Consider the following 16,613-nt stretch of genomic DNA (forward strand, 5'->3'; position numbering starts at 1 on the left):
TCGTTCAGCGTCGAGGCGACGGGGAGTTGGCCTTTGAGTTTCCAGTGGCGCAAAGGCGCGGCCAGTATTTCGGGTGCGACGCTCAGCCAATATGTCATTGCGAACGCTCTGAACTCCTACGAGGGCGCATACACGTGTTACGTGTGGAATATGGCGGGCAGCGTTACATCGAATGCGGCAACACTGACCGTGAACGATCCGCCGCAGATCACTTCCCATCCGCAGTCGCTGACGGTGAATCCCAGCGCCTCGGCGTCGTTCAGCGTCGAGGCGACGGGGAGTTGGCCTTTGAGTTTCCAGTGGCGCAAAGACGCGGCCAGTATTTCGGGTGCGACGCTCAGCCAATATGTCATTGCGAACGTTCTGAACTCATACGAGGGCGCATACACGTGTTACGTGTGGAATATGGCGGGCAGCGTGACGTCGAATGCGGCCCTGTTGACGGTCAACGATCCGCCGTTGATTACAGCGCATCCGCAATCATTGACGGTAACGGCGGGATCTTCCGCGTCGTTCTCCGTTGCGGCAAACGGGACCGCACCGTTGAGTTATCAGTGGAAGAAGAACGGAACAGACATTTCGGGCGCCACGTCCTCGGCCTATTCTATTGCGTCGGCGCAGACGGCGGATTCGGGATCGTATGCCTGTGTGGTGTCGAACATGGCGGGCAGCGCGACATCGAACGGGGCGACGCTGACGGTGAATGCGGCGGCACAGCCGCCGGTGGCGGATTTCGGCGGGTATCCGCTGTCGGGGAGCGCGCCGCTCGCGGTGCAGTTTACGGACTATTCGGACTACAGGGGCCGGACGCCGCAATCGTGGGCGTGGACGTTCGGCGATGGCGGGACGAGCGCGCAGCAGAATCCGAGCCGGACCTACCAGTCGCCGGGCACGTACACGGTTTCGTTGACGGTGACGACGGACGCGGGCAGCGACACGGAAACGAAGACCGGTTATGTGACGGTCACCGAAGCGCCGCCGCCGGTGGTGGACTTCACGGGCGTGCCGCAATGGGGCGTGGCGCCGCTGACGGTGAACTTCACGGACGCGACGCTGACGTATGGGCGAACGGTGCTGTCGCGTTCGTGGACGTTCGGCGATGGCGGGACGAGCACGCAGCAGAATCCGAGCCGGACCTACCAGTCGCCGGGCAAGTATTCGGTTTCTTTGACGGTGACGACGGATGCGGGCAGCGACACGCTGACGAAGGCCAACTACATCACGGTGTCAGACACGGGCGAAGGGATCTCGATGTGGATTCCGGACCGATCGGCAACGGCGGGCAAAAACGTGGTGATTCCGCTGAACATGTCGGCCCCGGGCGGTGTTGTCCTGAAGGGCGTGCAGATCGAGTTCTACTATGACGCGGCCATCCTCGATCCGGCGACGGTACAGGTGCAGCCCACGGCGCTGACGGGCCGGATGAGTTTCGCGGCCACGGTGGGCACGCCGGGCAAGGTGATCGTGAACGTGATGGGCGCGACGGGCGAGATTCGGGGCGTGGGGCATCTGTTCGACGTGGAGGGGCGCGTGCGCACGAATGCCGTGGCCGATGCCTGCGGCGAAATGGGATTCGACGCGGTCTACCTGTACGACCAGAATGTAAGCCCGCTGCCGGTGAACTTCAGCGACACGGGCACTCTTTGCGTGGACGACAACTGCATGGTGGGCGATTTGAACGGAAACGGCGCGGTGGAAATCGGCGACGCGCTGCACGCGCTGCTGATCGCCGTGAAGAAACGCGACATGGACGCGTGTTCGCTGAAGGCGGGGGATCTGAACGGCGACAACGTGATTGACAGCGCGGACGCGGTCATGCTGCAACGGATGGCGGCGGGCATGTCCATCAATCCGCGGGCGGTCGCGAAAGCGGGCGAGGCGGACGAGATGCTGCTGAGCGTCATTCTGGAGGGCCAGGATTACGTCATGGTGTCGCTCGAAAACGGGGCGGCGCCGGTGGGCACGAATGTGGACGTCCCGATCTGGATTGACAATCCGGGCGGGCTGAGCGGTTTCGACGTGTGGATTTCCTATCCGCCCGAACTGACGCCGCTTGAAAAATTCCCCGGGACCGTGCTGTCTGGGGGCCAGATTGACTACAAGGCCGGCGACGGGATGGTCAACGTCAGCATGGGCCGGAAGGAAGGCGTTGCGCCGATGAAGGCCGGGCCGAGCACGCTCGCGACGGTGCGGTTTTACGTGAACGCAATGCCGGCGGGCGGCAAGGCGGAGGTGCGCATCGAGAAGTGCGCGCTCAAGGGCCAGTACGGCGACAGTTTCTCGTGGTACACGGCGGTGCAGAAAGTCAATGCGACCATCGCCGTCCGCGAGGGCGAAGGCGGGGATGACAACGGCTGTTTCGGCGGCACGCTCGATGCCGCGCCGCCCGTGACGCCGTCGTCCGGCGCGGGCGGTATATTGCCGCTGGCGCTGCTGCCCGTGGCGATCGCGGCCGCGTCGCGTCTGCGGGTGTTCAATCCGCGCCGGATACGCAAAAGTTGATGGTTGGCGCGGGGTAATTTGACACGCGCCGATTCGATATGGCAAAGTGATCGCATGAAAGGCGTCGTTGCGACTGGCGATCGAACGTGGAGGTAACCACGAGGGAGCAACGGCTGCTATGACCGCCGTTCGCCTGGGCGCCGACGCGGGAAAGTGTTCCGCGCCGGAGGCTTTGACCGTTGGAACGCGCGGCGAATCGCGTGAAGGCGCGCGGTTCGTGGGCGTATCCAGGGAGGCGAATATGCGGCGGACTCCACTTTATGAGGAACACGTTGCCCGTGGCGGAAAAATGGTTGATTTTCACGGGTGGCTGCTTCCGATCCAATTCAGGGGGATCATCGAGGAACACCATCACACGCGGTCGAAGGTCTCGTTGTTCGATTGTTCCCACATGGGCGAGTTCCTACTCAAGGGCGCCAAGGCGATGCGCGCGCTCGAGGGCATGGTTTTCAACGACATGATTTGCCTGCGCGTGGGGCGTTGCCGTTATTCAAGCATTCTCGACACCTGCGGCGGCATTATTGACGACGTCGTGGCCATGAAATTGTCCGAGGACGAACTGTTCATCGCGACGAACGCGGGGCCGTACCCGCGCGTCGCCCGGACCTTGTATCGCGTGTGCGGCGCACAGGATTTGTCGCCCGCCACCGCAAAAATAGATGTCCAGGGGCCGCTTTCGCGGCAGGCCCTGATTGACGCCGGACTCGGCGAAGTCGCCTCGCTCAAGTACTACACGGTCTGCCGGGCCAAGTGGGGCGGGGCGGACATCATTATTTCACGCGCGGGGTATACCGGCGAGTTGGGTTTTGAACTTTTTGTGCCGAACGAACTGGCCGTGCCGATTTGGCGGCGCCTGTTGGAAGACGAACGCGTCGAGCCGGCCGGCTTGGGCGCGCGCGACACGCTCCGGCTGGAGATGGGCTACACGCTTTATGGACAGGACGTGGATGATTCGCACACGACGCTCGAGGCCGGCATGGGGCGCTTCATTGACTGGGAGAGCGACTTCCATGCCAAGGAATTCCTCGTCATGCAGCGCCAAATGGGCAAGTACAAAATTCGCACGGGCATCCGTTCGATGAACCGTCAGGCGCCGCGGCAGGGTTATGAGGTCTTTCACGAGGGCCAGCCGGTGGGTGTCGTCACCAGCGGCTGCTACGGACCGAGCGTCGGATATGGCATCGGCATGGCCTATGTGCCGGTCGAACTGTCCAAACCCGGCGTCCGTTTCACCGCGGGACCCAAGGATATGGAAATTGAAGCGGTCGAATTGCCATTCTACAAGCACGGAACCTGCCGCGCCTGAACCGGTTTCGGTTCGGATCGCGCAGGGGCATAGGATCTTTGGATTGAAGCCTGTGGCCTGAACAGGAGGAACAAGGATGTATCCGGAACATTTGCGTTACACGGAAAGCCACGAATGGATCCGCGACGACGGCGGCGTGTATGTCGTCGGAATCACCGATTTCGCGGCCGAGCAGTTGGGCGACATCACCTACGTCGAGTTGCCGGAAGTCGGCGAGGAATTTGCCCAGGACGGCGAAGCCGCGACGGTTGAGTCGGTGAAGGCGGCCAGCGACGTCTATGCGCCGATCGGCGGGCGCGTGGTCGAAGTGAACCGCGCCCTCGATAACGCCCCGGAAATCGTCAATCGCAGTCCGTACGAGGAGGGTTGGTTTTTCAAACTGGTCGATTGCGACGCGGCGGAATTCGACGGCCTTATGACGGCCGCCGCCTATGCCCGTTTCGTGAAGGAAATCTAGCATGGGCTGGATTCCGACAACGGACGCCGAACGGATCGAAATGCTCGACGCCATCGGCGCGCCGGACCTCGATACGCTTTTCGAACCGATTCCCGAAAGCGTGCGCCTGAAATCGTGGGAGGTGCCGCCGGGACAATCCGAGATGGCCGTGCGCGATCTGATGGCGCGCATCGCGGGGCGCAATACGGCCGGCTACGTGTCGTTTCTCGGCGGCGGCTACTACGACCATTTCATCCCGGCGGCGGTGGATGCGCTGGCCTCGCGCAGCGAGTTCTACACCGCGTACACGCCCTACCAGCCGGAGTGTTCGCAGGGCACCCTGCAGGCCATCTACGAATACCAGTCGGCGGTATGCCGCCTGACGGGCATGGATTGCGCAAATGCCTCGTTGTACGACGGCGGCACGGCGGTCTTCGAGGCGGCCACGATGTCTATCCGCATCACGGGACGCCGCCGCCTTGTGTGCCATCCATCGCTCGGCCCGTTGTACCGCGCCATGCTCAAGACGCACACGGCCAATCTTGAGGTTGAAATTGCCGACGGCGATGCGCCGGATTCCGAAACGGCCTGCGTCATCGTGCAGAATCCCGCTTTCCTCGGCGGCGTGGCCGATTACTCGGTGCTGGCCCGTGAATGCCATGCATGCGGCGCGTTGCTCGTGGTTTCCTTCAATCCGGTTTCGCTCGGCATTCTGAAGACGCCGGGCGAAATGGGTGCGGATATCGCCGTGGCCGAAGGACAGTCCCTCGGCCTTCCGCTCGGTTTCGGCGGCCCGTATCTCGGCGTGATGGCGGTGCGCAAGGCGCATGTCCGCAAGATGCCGGGGCGCATCGCGGGCGCCACGCAGGATGCCCGGGGACGCCGGGGGTTCGTGCTGACGCTGCAAGCGCGCGAGCAGCACATCCGCCGGGAAAAGGCCATGTCGAACATTTGTTCGAACGAGGCCCTCTGCGCCTTGCGCGCGCTCATCTACCTCTGCCTTGCCGGCAAGGAAGGATTGCGCGACGTGGCGGTGCAATGCCATGCAAAGGCCGAATACCTCAAGGGCAAGTTCATGGTTCCCGGTTCGCACGTGACCGTGTTGAATGCGGAACCCACCTTCAACGAGTTTGCCGTGCGTCTTGAATCGGACGCATCCGACGTCGCGGACCGCATGCTGGGCCGCGGTTTTGTCGCCGGCTTGCCCCTGGCGCCGCTGGGCGCGGGCGAGTCCGGCGATTTGCTGATGGCCGTAACCGAAAAACGCACGCGGAAGGAGTTGGATGATTTCGCGGCCGCGCTGGAGAAGGAATCGCATGGAACTCGTGTTTGATCGCTCGCGTCCCGGAAGGCGCGGCATGCTGCTGGATCCGCTCGATGTGCCGTTATCGCCTTTGCCAGACGGGTTGTGCCGGCGCGAACCGGCCGCCTTGCCGGAATTGAGCGAGTTGGACGTCGTCCGGCACTTCACGCGCCTGTCGCAACGCAACGTCGGTGTGGACTCTACCTTTTACCCGCTGGGTTCGTGCACGATGAAATACAACCCGAAAATGGCGGAGGCCGTGGCCGGTCTTTCGGGATTCGCCGGCCTGCATCCGCATCTGTCGTCCGTGCCCGTTTACGAACCGTGCTGCCAGGGGGCGCTGGCGCTGATATACGACACCGAACGTCTGCTGGCGGAAATTGCCGGCATGCGCGCGGTCAGCCTGCAACCGATGGCGGGCGCGCACGGCGAACTTGCAGGCGTTTTGCTCATCGCGGCCTACCATCGCGACAAGGGCAATGGCAAGGACACGATCCTGATCCCCGACTCGGCGCACGGCACCAATCCCGCCAGCGCGGCCATCGCGGGATTCAAGGTCCTCCAAGTGCCGTCCGGGCCGGACGGGACCATCCATCTCGACCGTTTTATCGAAAGCCTCGACGAACGGGTTGCGGGCGTAATGTTGACGTGCCCGAACACGCACGGCCTGTTCGAGCCGGAGGTGAGCGCCATTGCCGACCGCGCCCATGAAGTGGACGCGCTCATGTATTACGACGGCGCGAACCTGAATGCCATTATCGGGAAATGCCGTCCGGGCGATCTCGGATTCGATGTCATGCACTTCAATCTGCACAAGACTTTCGGAACGCCGCACGGCATGGGCGGCCCCGGATCGGGGCCGGTCGGCGTGAGCGATCGCCTGCTGCCGTTCCTGCCCACGCCGCGTGTTGTCCTGAAAAACGACATCTTCACGTTCGAGACGCCGGAAAAAACCATCGGAAAGATGGCGCCGTTTTTCGGAAATTTCCTCATTGCCGTGCGCGCATACGCCTACATCCGCTGTCTGGGTGGCGAAGGCCTGAAGGCCGTTTCGGAACACGCGGTCCTGAACGCAAACTATATCTGGGCGCGCCTGCGCGACGCCTATCAATCCGCGTTTGACGGCCGATTCATGCACGAATGCGTTTTTACGGCTTCGCCGCAGGCGGAGCGCGGCGTTCACGCGATTGACATCGCCAAGGGATTGATCGATCGCGGATTCCATCCGCCCACGATCTATTTCCCGTTGACGGTGAAGGAAAGCCTCATGATCGAGCCCACCGAGACGGAATCGAAAGAGGCGATGGACGCCTTCTGCGACGCCATGCTGGAAATCGCCGATCTCGTCCTTCGGGATCCGGATTCGCTGCATGCCGCGCCCGTGACGACGCCCGTCGGCCGTCTCGACGAGGTCAAGGCCGCCCGCGAACTCGACTGCGCGTGCATCTGATTAATTGCAGATACTTGTCATCTTGAGAGTACCGAGTTCTGCATGTATTCACCTGCCCTGAACGGGCACGGGGAGTCCCTCGGGTGCGAAACGTAGGACAGACTGTCCAGTCTGTCTTTTCCGAAGCCACGCCATGCCCGCGGACGGACAGGCTGGACAGCCTGTCTCACATACTTGCCCCTATTTCTGCCATGTTGGGCTACCATGATGGACGCTTCAATACGATTCCGGAATCCATTCAACCGAGAAACGCCACTTTTCGGGGAATTGCAGCATGCAACAGGGCCCGAGAATTCGGTACTCGTGTTGTCATCGCAAAAAGTAGAATACCGGCGGGTTTTCCTGCTAATCTTGCGCTCCCGTTGCGGTGAATCATTCATGATAGGCCTGATGGCGAGGACTATTTTTCAATGCGGTTGTTGGACATATCGTTCCGGTGGCCGGAGGAGAATCTCGCATTCGACGAGATGCTGCTCGATGCCGCGGAAAACGGGAAAGGCGGCGAAACGCTCCGTTTCTGGGAAAGCCGTACCCGATTCGTCTGCCTGGGCGTGGCGCAAAATTGGCGGCGCGAGGTCTACGATCTGAATTGTGCCGAAGACCGCGTGCCGATTCTGCGGCGCGCCTCCGGGGGAGGATGCGTCCTGCAAGGCCCGGGATGCCTGAATTACACACTGGTGCTCGGCCATGAATTTAGAAACGGCATCGAGACGATCCGCGGTTCCTATTGCTATATCCTGGGACGGATTGCCGCCGTACTGCGCGAAAAAGGCCTGCCGGTCCACCACAAGGGCATTTCAGACCTTGCCATGGGCGGCAAAAAAGTGTCCGGCAACTCCCAGAAACGACGCAAACGGTTCATCCTGCACCACGGCACCTTGCTTTACAATCTCGACGTGGATCGAATGGAACGCTATCTTCGGGAACCGGAAACACGTCCACAATATCGCGGCGCGCGGACGCACCGCGGATTTGTCCGGGCGCTCCCGCTGGATGCGCGGGCGTTGCGCGAGGCGATCTGTGAAGCGTTCGACTTGGCGTATCGTCCCGTCGAGCCGGGCCGCGGCGAAATCCGCGCCGCCAAAATTCTCGCGCGAGACAAGTATGCCCGCCCGGAATGGACCTACCGGCGCTAATGCGGTGAACGAAAGGCGAAAGGCTTCCGCAGCGGTTTTCTCCTTCCGGACAAAATCCGCCGGGCTTGCCACGTACACCTCATTCACGGGACATGCGGAGCCCTTTGGCGTTTTCACGGCTGATTTTAAATTCATGCTCGTGAAACGGAGGTTGCCGGGCGATCATGCCCAGCAGGTCGCGTGACGAATCGAAAAGGATGGCTTGGGCGATGGCGATGGCGTCGCGTTCGGTGTATTGTCCGCGTTCGATCTTGGCCGCGAAGACTTCCGCCATGAGCGCGCGGACCATTTTGGCCTTGGCGTAGGCCCAATCCACGCAGTAGGCGTCGCTGAAGAAGCCGATTTGCCTGTTGACAGGGAGCATGTCGAGGCGTTCTTCCATCACTTGGCGGATTGCACCGGGGAAGAAGTTGTGCCACCAGTAGCCGGCGAGGGCGAAGTTGGGCAGTTCACGGGCGAGGGTGCACATCGCCTGGTTGGCGTGCCGCGTCGCGAGGAAGCAGATGAACCGCAGGCGGGGATGCCGCGCGACGAGTTCGGCCACCTGGCCGATGGTTCGCTGGTTGAGGCGGCTCGACGACTCGAAGGGCAGGCTTTCCGCGCCGATGCTGAATTGAAACACGATTTCATGGCTGTGTTTCTCCAACTCCGACAGAAACAGGTTCGTGATGTAACTTGCGTAGATATCACGTTCGCGATCCGTTGCATGGGCCCGGTTGCGCAGGGCTTCGTCCATCGCGGCGTCGTCCGGTGTCGAGTAATTCATGTCCGTCGAAATGTGGGTGGCCGTCGCGATCACGCGCCCGTAAGGGATGAGCGCGCAATAGTGCCGGACGGCCTCGTGAACGTCCTCGACGCGCCGGATGGTCTTTTCCAGGGGCGGCGCGCTCTTGCGATCGAATGTGACCGGGATGGCCTGTCCCGGTTCGGACGCATTCCACGTCCGTTCGAGTTCGAACAGGGGAATGTCGGGCTGGCCCCATTGCGTCCGCGAGAAGAAGGCCCATTCGAGCGCGTATTGGAACAAATCGTCGCACGATCCGTCGCGTCCGCGCCACAGTTCGGTGCCCGTTCGCGCGATGCCGGCGCGTTTCAGGATTTCGCGCGGCCATGCGGCGTCATGGGCGCGCTCGGCGATCCGCACATCGAGTTTTCGCCAATTTTCCGGCGTCACGGGTTCGCGCCAGTCGTAGAGGTCTTCGAGGATGATGCGGACGCCCCAGGAGATAAACGTGTTGCGCGTCTTTGGCAGGAACGGCACGGCCCCGGCAAGACGCCGGTGCGCCTCGACCGTCGTTCGGTCTTCGGGCACGCGCGCGCCGTCCGGACACCCCGCGGCGTACAGGTCGCTCACCGCCATGTGATACAGCAGAATGTCGTCCAGCCCGCGCGCGGACAGGTGCGCCGCGTCAATGTGCGAATGCGGATCCATCCACGGAAACGACGCGAAGGCCTCTTCCAACGAACGAATCGTGTCGGACAGCGCCACGGCCGGAACTCCCTCCCCGGATTCCGTTACCGTTCCCAAGAACGCCGGACTGTTTTGGGCTTGGCGGGACCGGCGGCATCCTGTCGTTCCCATGCGCGCCGCACCTGTTTCACCTTCTTTTTGACGGGTATCGCCGTAGGATCAAGACGTATCAGCATTGGATCGAGGGGAGCGAGATTCACCGGGAAACGAACATCGCGACCGCCGATCAGGTCGCGGCCCGCGCACGGGCCATCGTGCATGTGGCAGACTTGGTCCGTTTTACGCAGGTTGACAAGGTACAGATAATCGTTGCCTTCATGCTCGACGTGCAGCGATTTGACGCCTTCAAGCGTATATCCGAACGAATTGACGATGCGCGGTGTTCGGGGAAGCGTGCCGAACCGCATGACGCCGTCCATCGCGTGCAGATACTCGGCGGGCAGATTTTCGCCGCGCACATGGATGGTGCGCCGCCCGGGCGTGATGATGTCGCGGCGGCTACGGCCGCGCTCGTCGAACGTGATGGACGTGGAGGTCCGAATCACGCATTCGTCGCCCTGCATGTATTCCTTGATCAGTGGAAATGCCGCCTCGGATACCGCCGGCGTGTCGGGCACGACCAGCACCTTCACCGATTTCAACCCGCCGGCCGCGATCTGTCTCTCGGAAATGTAGCCGGTCTTGTATCCGGCGAACGAACAGCCCTCGAACGCGAATCGGGCCGAGGAAAGATGGGGATCGCCGTTATTGTATATCTTCGAGGAGTCGCTGAAGAGCACGCGGACCATGGCGGGCGCATTCTGGAAGGCCGTGACGATCGGGGCGAGACGGTTCAGATCGATCGCGGCCGCCGCGTATCCTTCCAGGCCTTCGGGGCGCATCAGGGCGTCGGGCACAACCAGCCCCGCCGCATCCAGGCCGGCCATCGCCGCTTCCCACGCCGCCGTATGCGCGCGCGCAAACGAACACGGCGTTTCCCACGTATCCCCGTCGAACAGGCGAAACGCCACGTTCACGAGGGGCTTGTCCGGCGCAAGCGAATTCAGCAGAGTGTAAAGGGCAACCTGTTGGGGATAACCCAGTGCGTAATACAGATCGCCCGGCGCGTTGCCGGCCAGACAGGCCGACACATCCATTGTGGCGGCCAGCGATTCGCGATCGATCGCCAGCGCGACCTCCTCGGACGCAAACGGCGCATCCGGCGTCGCAATCGTCACGGGCAATTCCGGCGCGCAGGATCGGGCAAGCACCCGCGTCGCCTCGGCCCATTGCGCCACAAGCGACAGGTGATGGGTCTGCCAGTCGTAGCGGTACGCGGAACTGTCCTGGTAGCGTGGATTCACATAATTCCAGCCGATTTCCAACTCGTCGAAACCGGCAAAGAGACTTTTCCATGATCGGTTGAGGGCCGCCGGATCGGCATATTGGCTTTTGACGGCGTCGAGAAAGCCCTTTCGGACTGTATCGCCCGTAAATTTCAGAAAGGGCGCTTCGGCAAGACAGACGGCCGCCACGTTGTCGCGCGCCGCCAACAAGGGCAAGGTCGCGGCAATGTGGCGTTCCATGAGTCCCCGCGCCTCCGCATCGGCCAGGTTGACGCGGCCGGAGGCTTCGTCCACGGCCGCGAGGTGCGCCGCGCGTTCATCGCCCGTCCATGCATCGGGCGCCAGCGATGCCAGCAACACTATCCGCTGCTGCGCCGCCTCGTCCAGGAAAGACGCCAGTTGTTCCGGTTGGCTGTTGAGTGCGGGCGGCACGGCCATCACGGCGAACGGCGTTCCGTACTGGGCAATGCGAGCAAGCGTTTCCGGAACCAGCGAAGCACCCGCGTGAAAACCGAACAGGAATCGCGGAAGCCCCCCGCTCTCGAACCCGGCGCCGGCCACGCGTACGGACGCCGGCGGCGCCGGCGCCTCGCGCCATTCGGGCGGCACGGCATCGGGTCCGGATTCGCGCAGGGCGGCGATGGCCGCCGACTTGGCGTAACGCATCAGCCGCGCCGCGCGCGCCACCGCGCCCGCATCCAAGGCGTGCCGCGCCGCGTCGAGCATGTCCACGGCGAAAGCCGCCCGCATCGCCGGATACGGCGAACCCTCGCCAAGCGAAGTACGGGCTTGGGCAAGATGTTTAACATGCACGACATGCGCGGCCGCTTCGTCCATGCCGGCGCGCAGTTCATCCACCGTGGATTTGCGCACGGTGTAAACCTGTTTCAATACCTCCAGCGCGGGAGGGCGTTTCAGCGAAAAGAAAAGGGTGTAAACCCCGCAGGGAACGGCGGACGCATCCCACGAAAATGAATACGGCCGGAATTCGGTGTCGAGCAGCAGGTTCCTGCGATCGTCCATGATCGTTTTTCCGTCTGCATCGCAAATCGCGATCGTCAGATAGGCATTGTCAATGGCGTCGTTTCCCCGGACGGTCACATTCAATCCGACGGGCGCATCGCCCGGCGCCGCCTCGTCCCATGCCAATCGCAAGGCGAAATCGTGGCCGGCATAGGGCTGGCAGTCTTCGATCCACACTTGGGTTTCGGCCGCCCACGCGCCGCTCATACACGCCATCAGGGCCAATCCCGCCGCCCACCGCATTCGCATACCCATCCGTTTTCTCCGTCTCCGCTCGTTTGTCGAGGCAAGCCCAATCATAAGAGTTTCCGGGATGACTTTCTAGTTTTTGATACCACGATAACGTTTTTCCAACCCGTCCCGTTGACCGGTCATGCCTTTGAACGGCCCCGCCGTGAATACCAGGAATCCCAACAGCCACGGACTGATGAACGCATACCCGATGACCTTTTTCTTGAGCAGCCGGTTTTTCATACGCATGAAAGGTACGTGGGTGGCTTCAACCGCCGAATCGCATGGCTGGCGCCCTAGACGTACGCAAAGCCTCTTGCGGGCAGATTGGGATAGCGATGAACCGTCTTTACAAGTCGGCTTTGCCGAGATAGGCTTCGAGGTAGGCGCGTTCGTAATCGTTCATTTCCATGAAACGGACGCCCAGCGTCCAGCGTTCCTCATTCAGTGGACGCACCCAGCAGACGAGTCCCTCGCAGCCGATATTTTTGTCCGGCAGCAAAATGTGGACATGGACGCGGCTATTGACCTTCATTTCGCGGGGAAACTTGATGCGCGCGCCGGTGGGGCTGAGATCGCTGGGCTTGCCTTTGTATACGGTGCTTTCCCCGGGTATGGATACACGAAGCAAAACATCCAAGCCCAGCCGGTGATGATGCCGTTTCTCGATATTCGGGCTGCTGTCCATGGGCCGATCCTCAACACGCGGCTTTCGCCGCACGCATGCGTTCGACTTAACAACCTTCGAGAATACAGGGCCAACTTCATGTCAAATTATACCATACCCGCATAGAAGTCCGAAATAGGCGGGAAAATTGAAAAATACAGGCGGCGTTTTCGGCGATTGTGCTATGATTGTCGCGGAAGAACCGGGTTTGGTTCGATGGGAGTGAAATGAAAGCAGCCCAGTGGTTTGCCCCGCGCGACATCCGGCTGGTCGAGGTTGAAAAACCCGTGCCCAAGCCGCACGAGGCGCTGATCAAGGTCGAATCGGTCGGTATTTGCGGTTCGGACCTGCATTACTATCTGGACGGCCGGATTGGCTCGACGGTTATCACCCGCCCGATCATTCTCGGCCACGAGTTCGGCGGAATCGTCGAATGCGTGGGGGAGTCGGCCGATCCGTCGCTGATTGGGAAGCGTGTCGCCGTCGAACCCGGCATCCCGTGTCTGAAATGCGAATGGTGCCGGACGGGCCATTACAACGTCTGCGCGGATCTCTTTTTTCCGGGTGGGCCGCCGTACGACGGCGTTCTCTGCGAATATACCGCCTTTCACGCCGATTTTTGTTTTCCGGTTCCGAACGATCTGGGTGCGGTCGAGGCGGCGATGATCGAACCCCTGGCCGTGGCGGTGCATACGGTCGAACTTGCGCAACTCAAACCCGGCGAAACGGCCGCCATCCTCGGACTCGGTCCCATCGGCCTGTTGACGGCCCAAGTGGCCCAGCGTGCCGGGGCGGGATTGCTGATCGGGAGCGATCGGCTCGATTATCGCGTGGCGGCAGGGCTGCACTATGGGCTGGATGTCGCCTTCAACGCCGGGCGGGAAGACACGGTCGAGGCGATACTGGATATTACGCATGGGCGGGGGGTGGACGCGGCCTTTGACACGGCCCGATCCTCTGACACACCGGCCTTGGCGTGCAAAGTGGTGCGGCCGGCCGGCCGGTGCGTGTTTACAGGCATTTCGGGCGAGGACTACGACCCGATTCCCGTCGGTGTGGCCCGGCGCAAGGAATTGACCATCCGCTGGTGCCGCCGATTCCGGCACGACTACCCCCGCGCCATCGAAATGGCCGCCTGCGGAATGGTTGACGTGAAATCCCTCGTCACGCACAGTTTTTCCTTGGAGCGCACCCGTGATGCCTTCGAACTGGTCGCGGCCAATGCGGATAACGTCTTGAAGGCCTCCGTGGATTTATGAGGAATTTCTGGCGCTCATTCCTCGAAAACACGATTCTCGCGATGGGTATTGCGTCGTTTTGGCCGATTGTTCTGGGATATGAAGCCTTCTGGTACCAATGCCTTCTGGTGTTGATAGCGTTCGGATTGGCCGTTCTGGCGCTGATGCGTTTCCGGCGGATCAAGCGGGAATACGAGGATGCTGAAACCGTTGATATCGAAAGACAGGTCAAATGACTGTTTGAACCATCGTGAAGGGAGTATGCAGCATGCGGTTGTGGAAAAAGATTCTCATCGGATTTGTCGCGTTCATGGTCCTTTTGGCGGGGCTTTTCGTTGTGTTCATCGGCCCGTGGCCCACGTACTCGGCCGGTTTCGAGGGCGCCGGTTATTTCAAGAATACGATGGCCCGCCTTGACCAAGCCGCACAGTCGGTCAAACCGCAAGACAATCCCGGTCCGCTCAAGGTGGGGTGGGGGACGGCGTTGATTACCCCGCCCATCGGCACCCCGCTGGCCGGATACAGCGCCCGCATGAGCAAGCCGTCCACGGGCGTCAACGATGAACTTCACGTGAAAGCGATTGCCATTAGCGACGGCACGGACACGGCGGTGCTCATTGGAGCGGACATGCTGCTAATCCCGCCCAACATCGCCGAACCGGTCCGAGAACAAGTGGCCCGGGAAACGCCTTTGAAGGCCGGCAACCTGTTTTTCACGGCCAGCCATACCCATGACGGCGTGGGGGCGTTCGCGCCGGGGCTTGTCGCCGAGTTTTCGTTTGGGAAATACAATCCGGCAATCCCGCCGATGCTCATCAGCGCGTTTACGAAGGCCATTGTCGAGGCATACAACGCCATGGAGCCGGCAAAACTGGCGCATGGCGCCATAGATGCGCCCCAGTTTATCCGGAACCGCGCGCGCGATGCCGGGGTGGATCCCGTCCTGAATTGGCTGTTGGCCGAGAAGGCCAACGGGAAGCGGTGCTTTGTGACGCGCTATTCGGCGCATCCCACGATCCTTGACGACGACAATATGCTCTTCTCCGCCGAATATCCGGGCTATCTCCAGTCCGCCATCGAAAAGGCCACCGGTGCGACCGCGATTTTTCTGGGGGGAGCGGTTGGCAGCATGAGTCCGCGTGCGCCCGAGGCGGCCGATCCCATTGGCCGCTGCGAGGCCATGGGGCAAGGACTGGCCCAACTCGTTCTGGAGGCCGCCCAAAATCCGGTCTTTGTGGAACGCGCGGATGTGGCCAGTATTGGCATTCCCATAGACTTGCCGCCGTTCCAGATGCGGCCGCTCAGCACGAAGTGGCGGCTTTCGCCATTGGCAAGACGGCTTGTCGGTCTTAGAGCGACGGGTTGGATGACCGCGGTCCGGGTCGGCAATATTGTCTTTGTGAATACCCCCGGCGATTTCAGCGGCGAGATTGCCGTTACGTGGCGGCAGATGGCCGCAAACAAGGGGCTGGATCTCTGGGCGTCGGGTTTTTCCGGCGAATATGCCGGCTATATTTCGCCGGATCGCTATTATCTCGATGTGAGGGACAAACGCGGCAATCCCCAATACGAGACGGCCATCATGTCTTGGTTCGGCCCGCATTTGGAAGGATACCTGACGACCCTCATGGCGCGCATGGTGGATTCCCTCGGCAAGCCGTCGTCCAAGGGTTGACGACCGGGGTCGGCGGCGCGTGTGTCAGTCGGCGATTCCCAGCGCTTCCTTGAGGTGGCGGATTGTTTCCTTGATAGGGGGAAACCCCCAGACATTGCGCCCGACGGTGCTGCCGGCGGCGCCGCTTCGGACGACATCGCGCATCATGGCGGCGGCCTCGGCGATCGTTTCGCATTTCGGTCCTCCGGCGGTCACGACCGGCACGGGGGTGGACGCTACAATGTCGCGAAACGATTCGACATCGCCGGTGTAGGGCGCCTTGATCACATCGGCGCCCATTTCGAGCCCCGCGCGGACGGCGTAGAAAACGTCTTCGGGCGCGGTGCTTACCGCCGGAACGCCCTCTTTCGACGCGATAGGATAGATATGGGTGATGACCGGCAGGCCGAACCGCTCCCCTTCCCGGACCGTCGTCGCGAGGCGCTTGAGATTATCCAGGTCCCCGGCGCATTTGACCAGAATCGCCACGGCAATCGCGTCCGCACCCAGCGCAACCGCTTCCTCGACCTCGACATGGTCGGCGAATCCCGGACGATCGGGCGTCAGGGCCATCTGCTGGACAATCAGCGGAATCCGGCCCGCAAAGGGCGCGAAACAACGCATGGCCGCCCCTTTGTTCAGTGTGATGGAACTTGGGCCCGCCTCGACAATTTCCCGGATGGTCTCTTCTATCTTGCGCAGTCCCGGGGGGATGCCGTCGCGATAATTGATCATGTGATCGGCGGCCACCGCCAGGATCCGGCCCGACGGATGACTGAATATCCGGTTCAACCGGATTTGTTTTCCCAATGCGCTCATGTTGGTTTCAATTTCTGGCCTTGTATGCGTCTTGACAACAAGCCAAAGCGCG

The 16,613-nt window shown here is 61.7% G+C and carries 14 protein-coding genes and 1 riboswitch; of the genes, 9 read left to right on the plus strand and 5 right to left on the minus strand.

All coding sequences use genetic code 11. The features are described 5' to 3' along the window. The 6 genes from P5540_03975 to P5540_04000 form a co-directional block, all read left to right on the plus strand. Positions 1-2,502 (plus strand): PKD domain-containing protein (locus P5540_03975; GenBank protein HRT63961.1); only part of this gene is annotated, 2,502 nt, incomplete at its 5' end. 59 nt (positions 2,503-2,561) lie between these two features. Continuing rightward, positions 2,562-2,648: riboswitch (ZMP/ZTP riboswitch) on the plus strand. Further along, positions 2,621-3,808, plus strand: coding sequence for a glycine cleavage system aminomethyltransferase GcvT (gcvT, locus tag P5540_03980; protein ID HRT63962.1), 1,188 nt, complete (start codon positions 2,621-2,623; stop codon positions 3,806-3,808). (Overlaps the previous riboswitch by 28 nt.) A gap of 76 nt (positions 3,809-3,884) precedes the next feature. Next, positions 3,885-4,265, plus strand: a complete 381-nt coding sequence (gene gcvH / locus P5540_03985; GenBank protein HRT63963.1) for a glycine cleavage system protein GcvH — start codon at positions 3,885-3,887, stop codon at positions 4,263-4,265. A gap of 1 nt (position 4,266) precedes the next feature. Further along, on the plus strand, positions 4,267-5,577 hold the full coding sequence (gene gcvPA / locus P5540_03990; protein ID HRT63964.1) for an aminomethyl-transferring glycine dehydrogenase subunit GcvPA: 1,311 nt from the start codon (positions 4,267-4,269) through the stop codon (positions 5,575-5,577). Next, positions 5,561-6,997 (plus strand): aminomethyl-transferring glycine dehydrogenase subunit GcvPB, encoded by a 1,437-nt coding sequence (gcvPB, locus tag P5540_03995; GenBank protein ID HRT63965.1) that lies wholly within the window; start codon positions 5,561-5,563, stop codon positions 6,995-6,997. The genes gcvPA and gcvPB overlap by 17 nt, the downstream gene beginning before the upstream one ends. Before the next feature lie 410 nt (positions 6,998-7,407). Then, a complete protein-coding gene (locus P5540_04000) occupies positions 7,408-8,133 on the plus strand; it encodes a biotin/lipoate A/B protein ligase family protein (GenBank protein ID HRT63966.1) in 726 nt (241 codons plus the stop codon). A gap of 79 nt (positions 8,134-8,212) precedes the next feature. On the opposite strand, the gene P5540_04005 is transcribed toward P5540_04000, so the two are convergent. The 4 genes from P5540_04005 to P5540_04020 form a co-directional block, all read right to left on the minus strand. Further along, complete coding sequence (locus P5540_04005) at positions 8,213-9,622, minus strand: hypothetical protein (GenBank protein HRT63967.1); 1,410 nt, start codon at positions 9,620-9,622, stop codon at positions 8,213-8,215. Between the two features lie 26 nt (positions 9,623-9,648). Further along, entirely contained in the window at positions 9,649-12,207 is a 2,559-nt protein-coding gene (locus P5540_04010) for a hypothetical protein (protein HRT63968.1), read from the minus strand. A gap of 66 nt (positions 12,208-12,273) precedes the next feature. Continuing rightward, positions 12,274-12,432, minus strand: coding sequence for a hypothetical protein (locus tag P5540_04015; GenBank protein ID HRT63969.1), 159 nt, complete (start codon positions 12,430-12,432; stop codon positions 12,274-12,276). Positions 12,433-12,532: 100 nt separating this feature from the next. Beyond that, positions 12,533-12,871, minus strand: a complete 339-nt coding sequence (locus P5540_04020) for a PilZ domain-containing protein (GenBank protein ID HRT63970.1) — start codon at positions 12,869-12,871, stop codon at positions 12,533-12,535. 206 nt (positions 12,872-13,077) lie between these two features. Between P5540_04020 and P5540_04025 the strand changes: the two genes are divergently transcribed. From P5540_04025 to P5540_04035, 3 genes are read left to right on the plus strand one after another with little or no spacing between them, the layout of a single operon-like run. After that, positions 13,078-14,109 carry an alcohol dehydrogenase catalytic domain-containing protein gene (locus P5540_04025; GenBank protein HRT63971.1) on the plus strand — a complete coding sequence of 344 codons (1,032 nt, stop codon included), beginning with the start codon at positions 13,078-13,080 and terminating at the stop codon, positions 14,107-14,109. Continuing rightward, positions 14,106-14,324: a hypothetical protein gene (locus P5540_04030; GenBank protein ID HRT63972.1), complete on the plus strand. Its 219-nt coding sequence runs from the start codon at positions 14,106-14,108 to the stop codon at positions 14,322-14,324. Before P5540_04025 ends, P5540_04030 begins: the two co-directional genes overlap by 4 nt. A 32-nt stretch (positions 14,325-14,356) precedes the next feature. Further along, positions 14,357-15,763 (plus strand): neutral/alkaline non-lysosomal ceramidase N-terminal domain-containing protein, encoded by a 1,407-nt coding sequence (locus tag P5540_04035; protein HRT63973.1) that lies wholly within the window; start codon positions 14,357-14,359, stop codon positions 15,761-15,763. 24 nt (positions 15,764-15,787) lie between these two features. Here P5540_04035 and P5540_04040 read toward each other — a convergent pair whose 3' ends face one another. After that, positions 15,788-16,561 carry an aldolase gene (locus P5540_04040; GenBank protein ID HRT63974.1) on the minus strand — a complete coding sequence of 258 codons (774 nt, stop codon included), beginning with the start codon at positions 16,559-16,561 and terminating at the stop codon, positions 15,788-15,790. Between the last annotated feature and the right edge of the window lie 52 nt (positions 16,562-16,613).

Source organism: Candidatus Hydrogenedentota bacterium (assembly GCA_035450225.1).
Taxonomy (GTDB): Bacteria; Hydrogenedentota; Hydrogenedentia; order Hydrogenedentales; family SLHB01; genus DSVR01.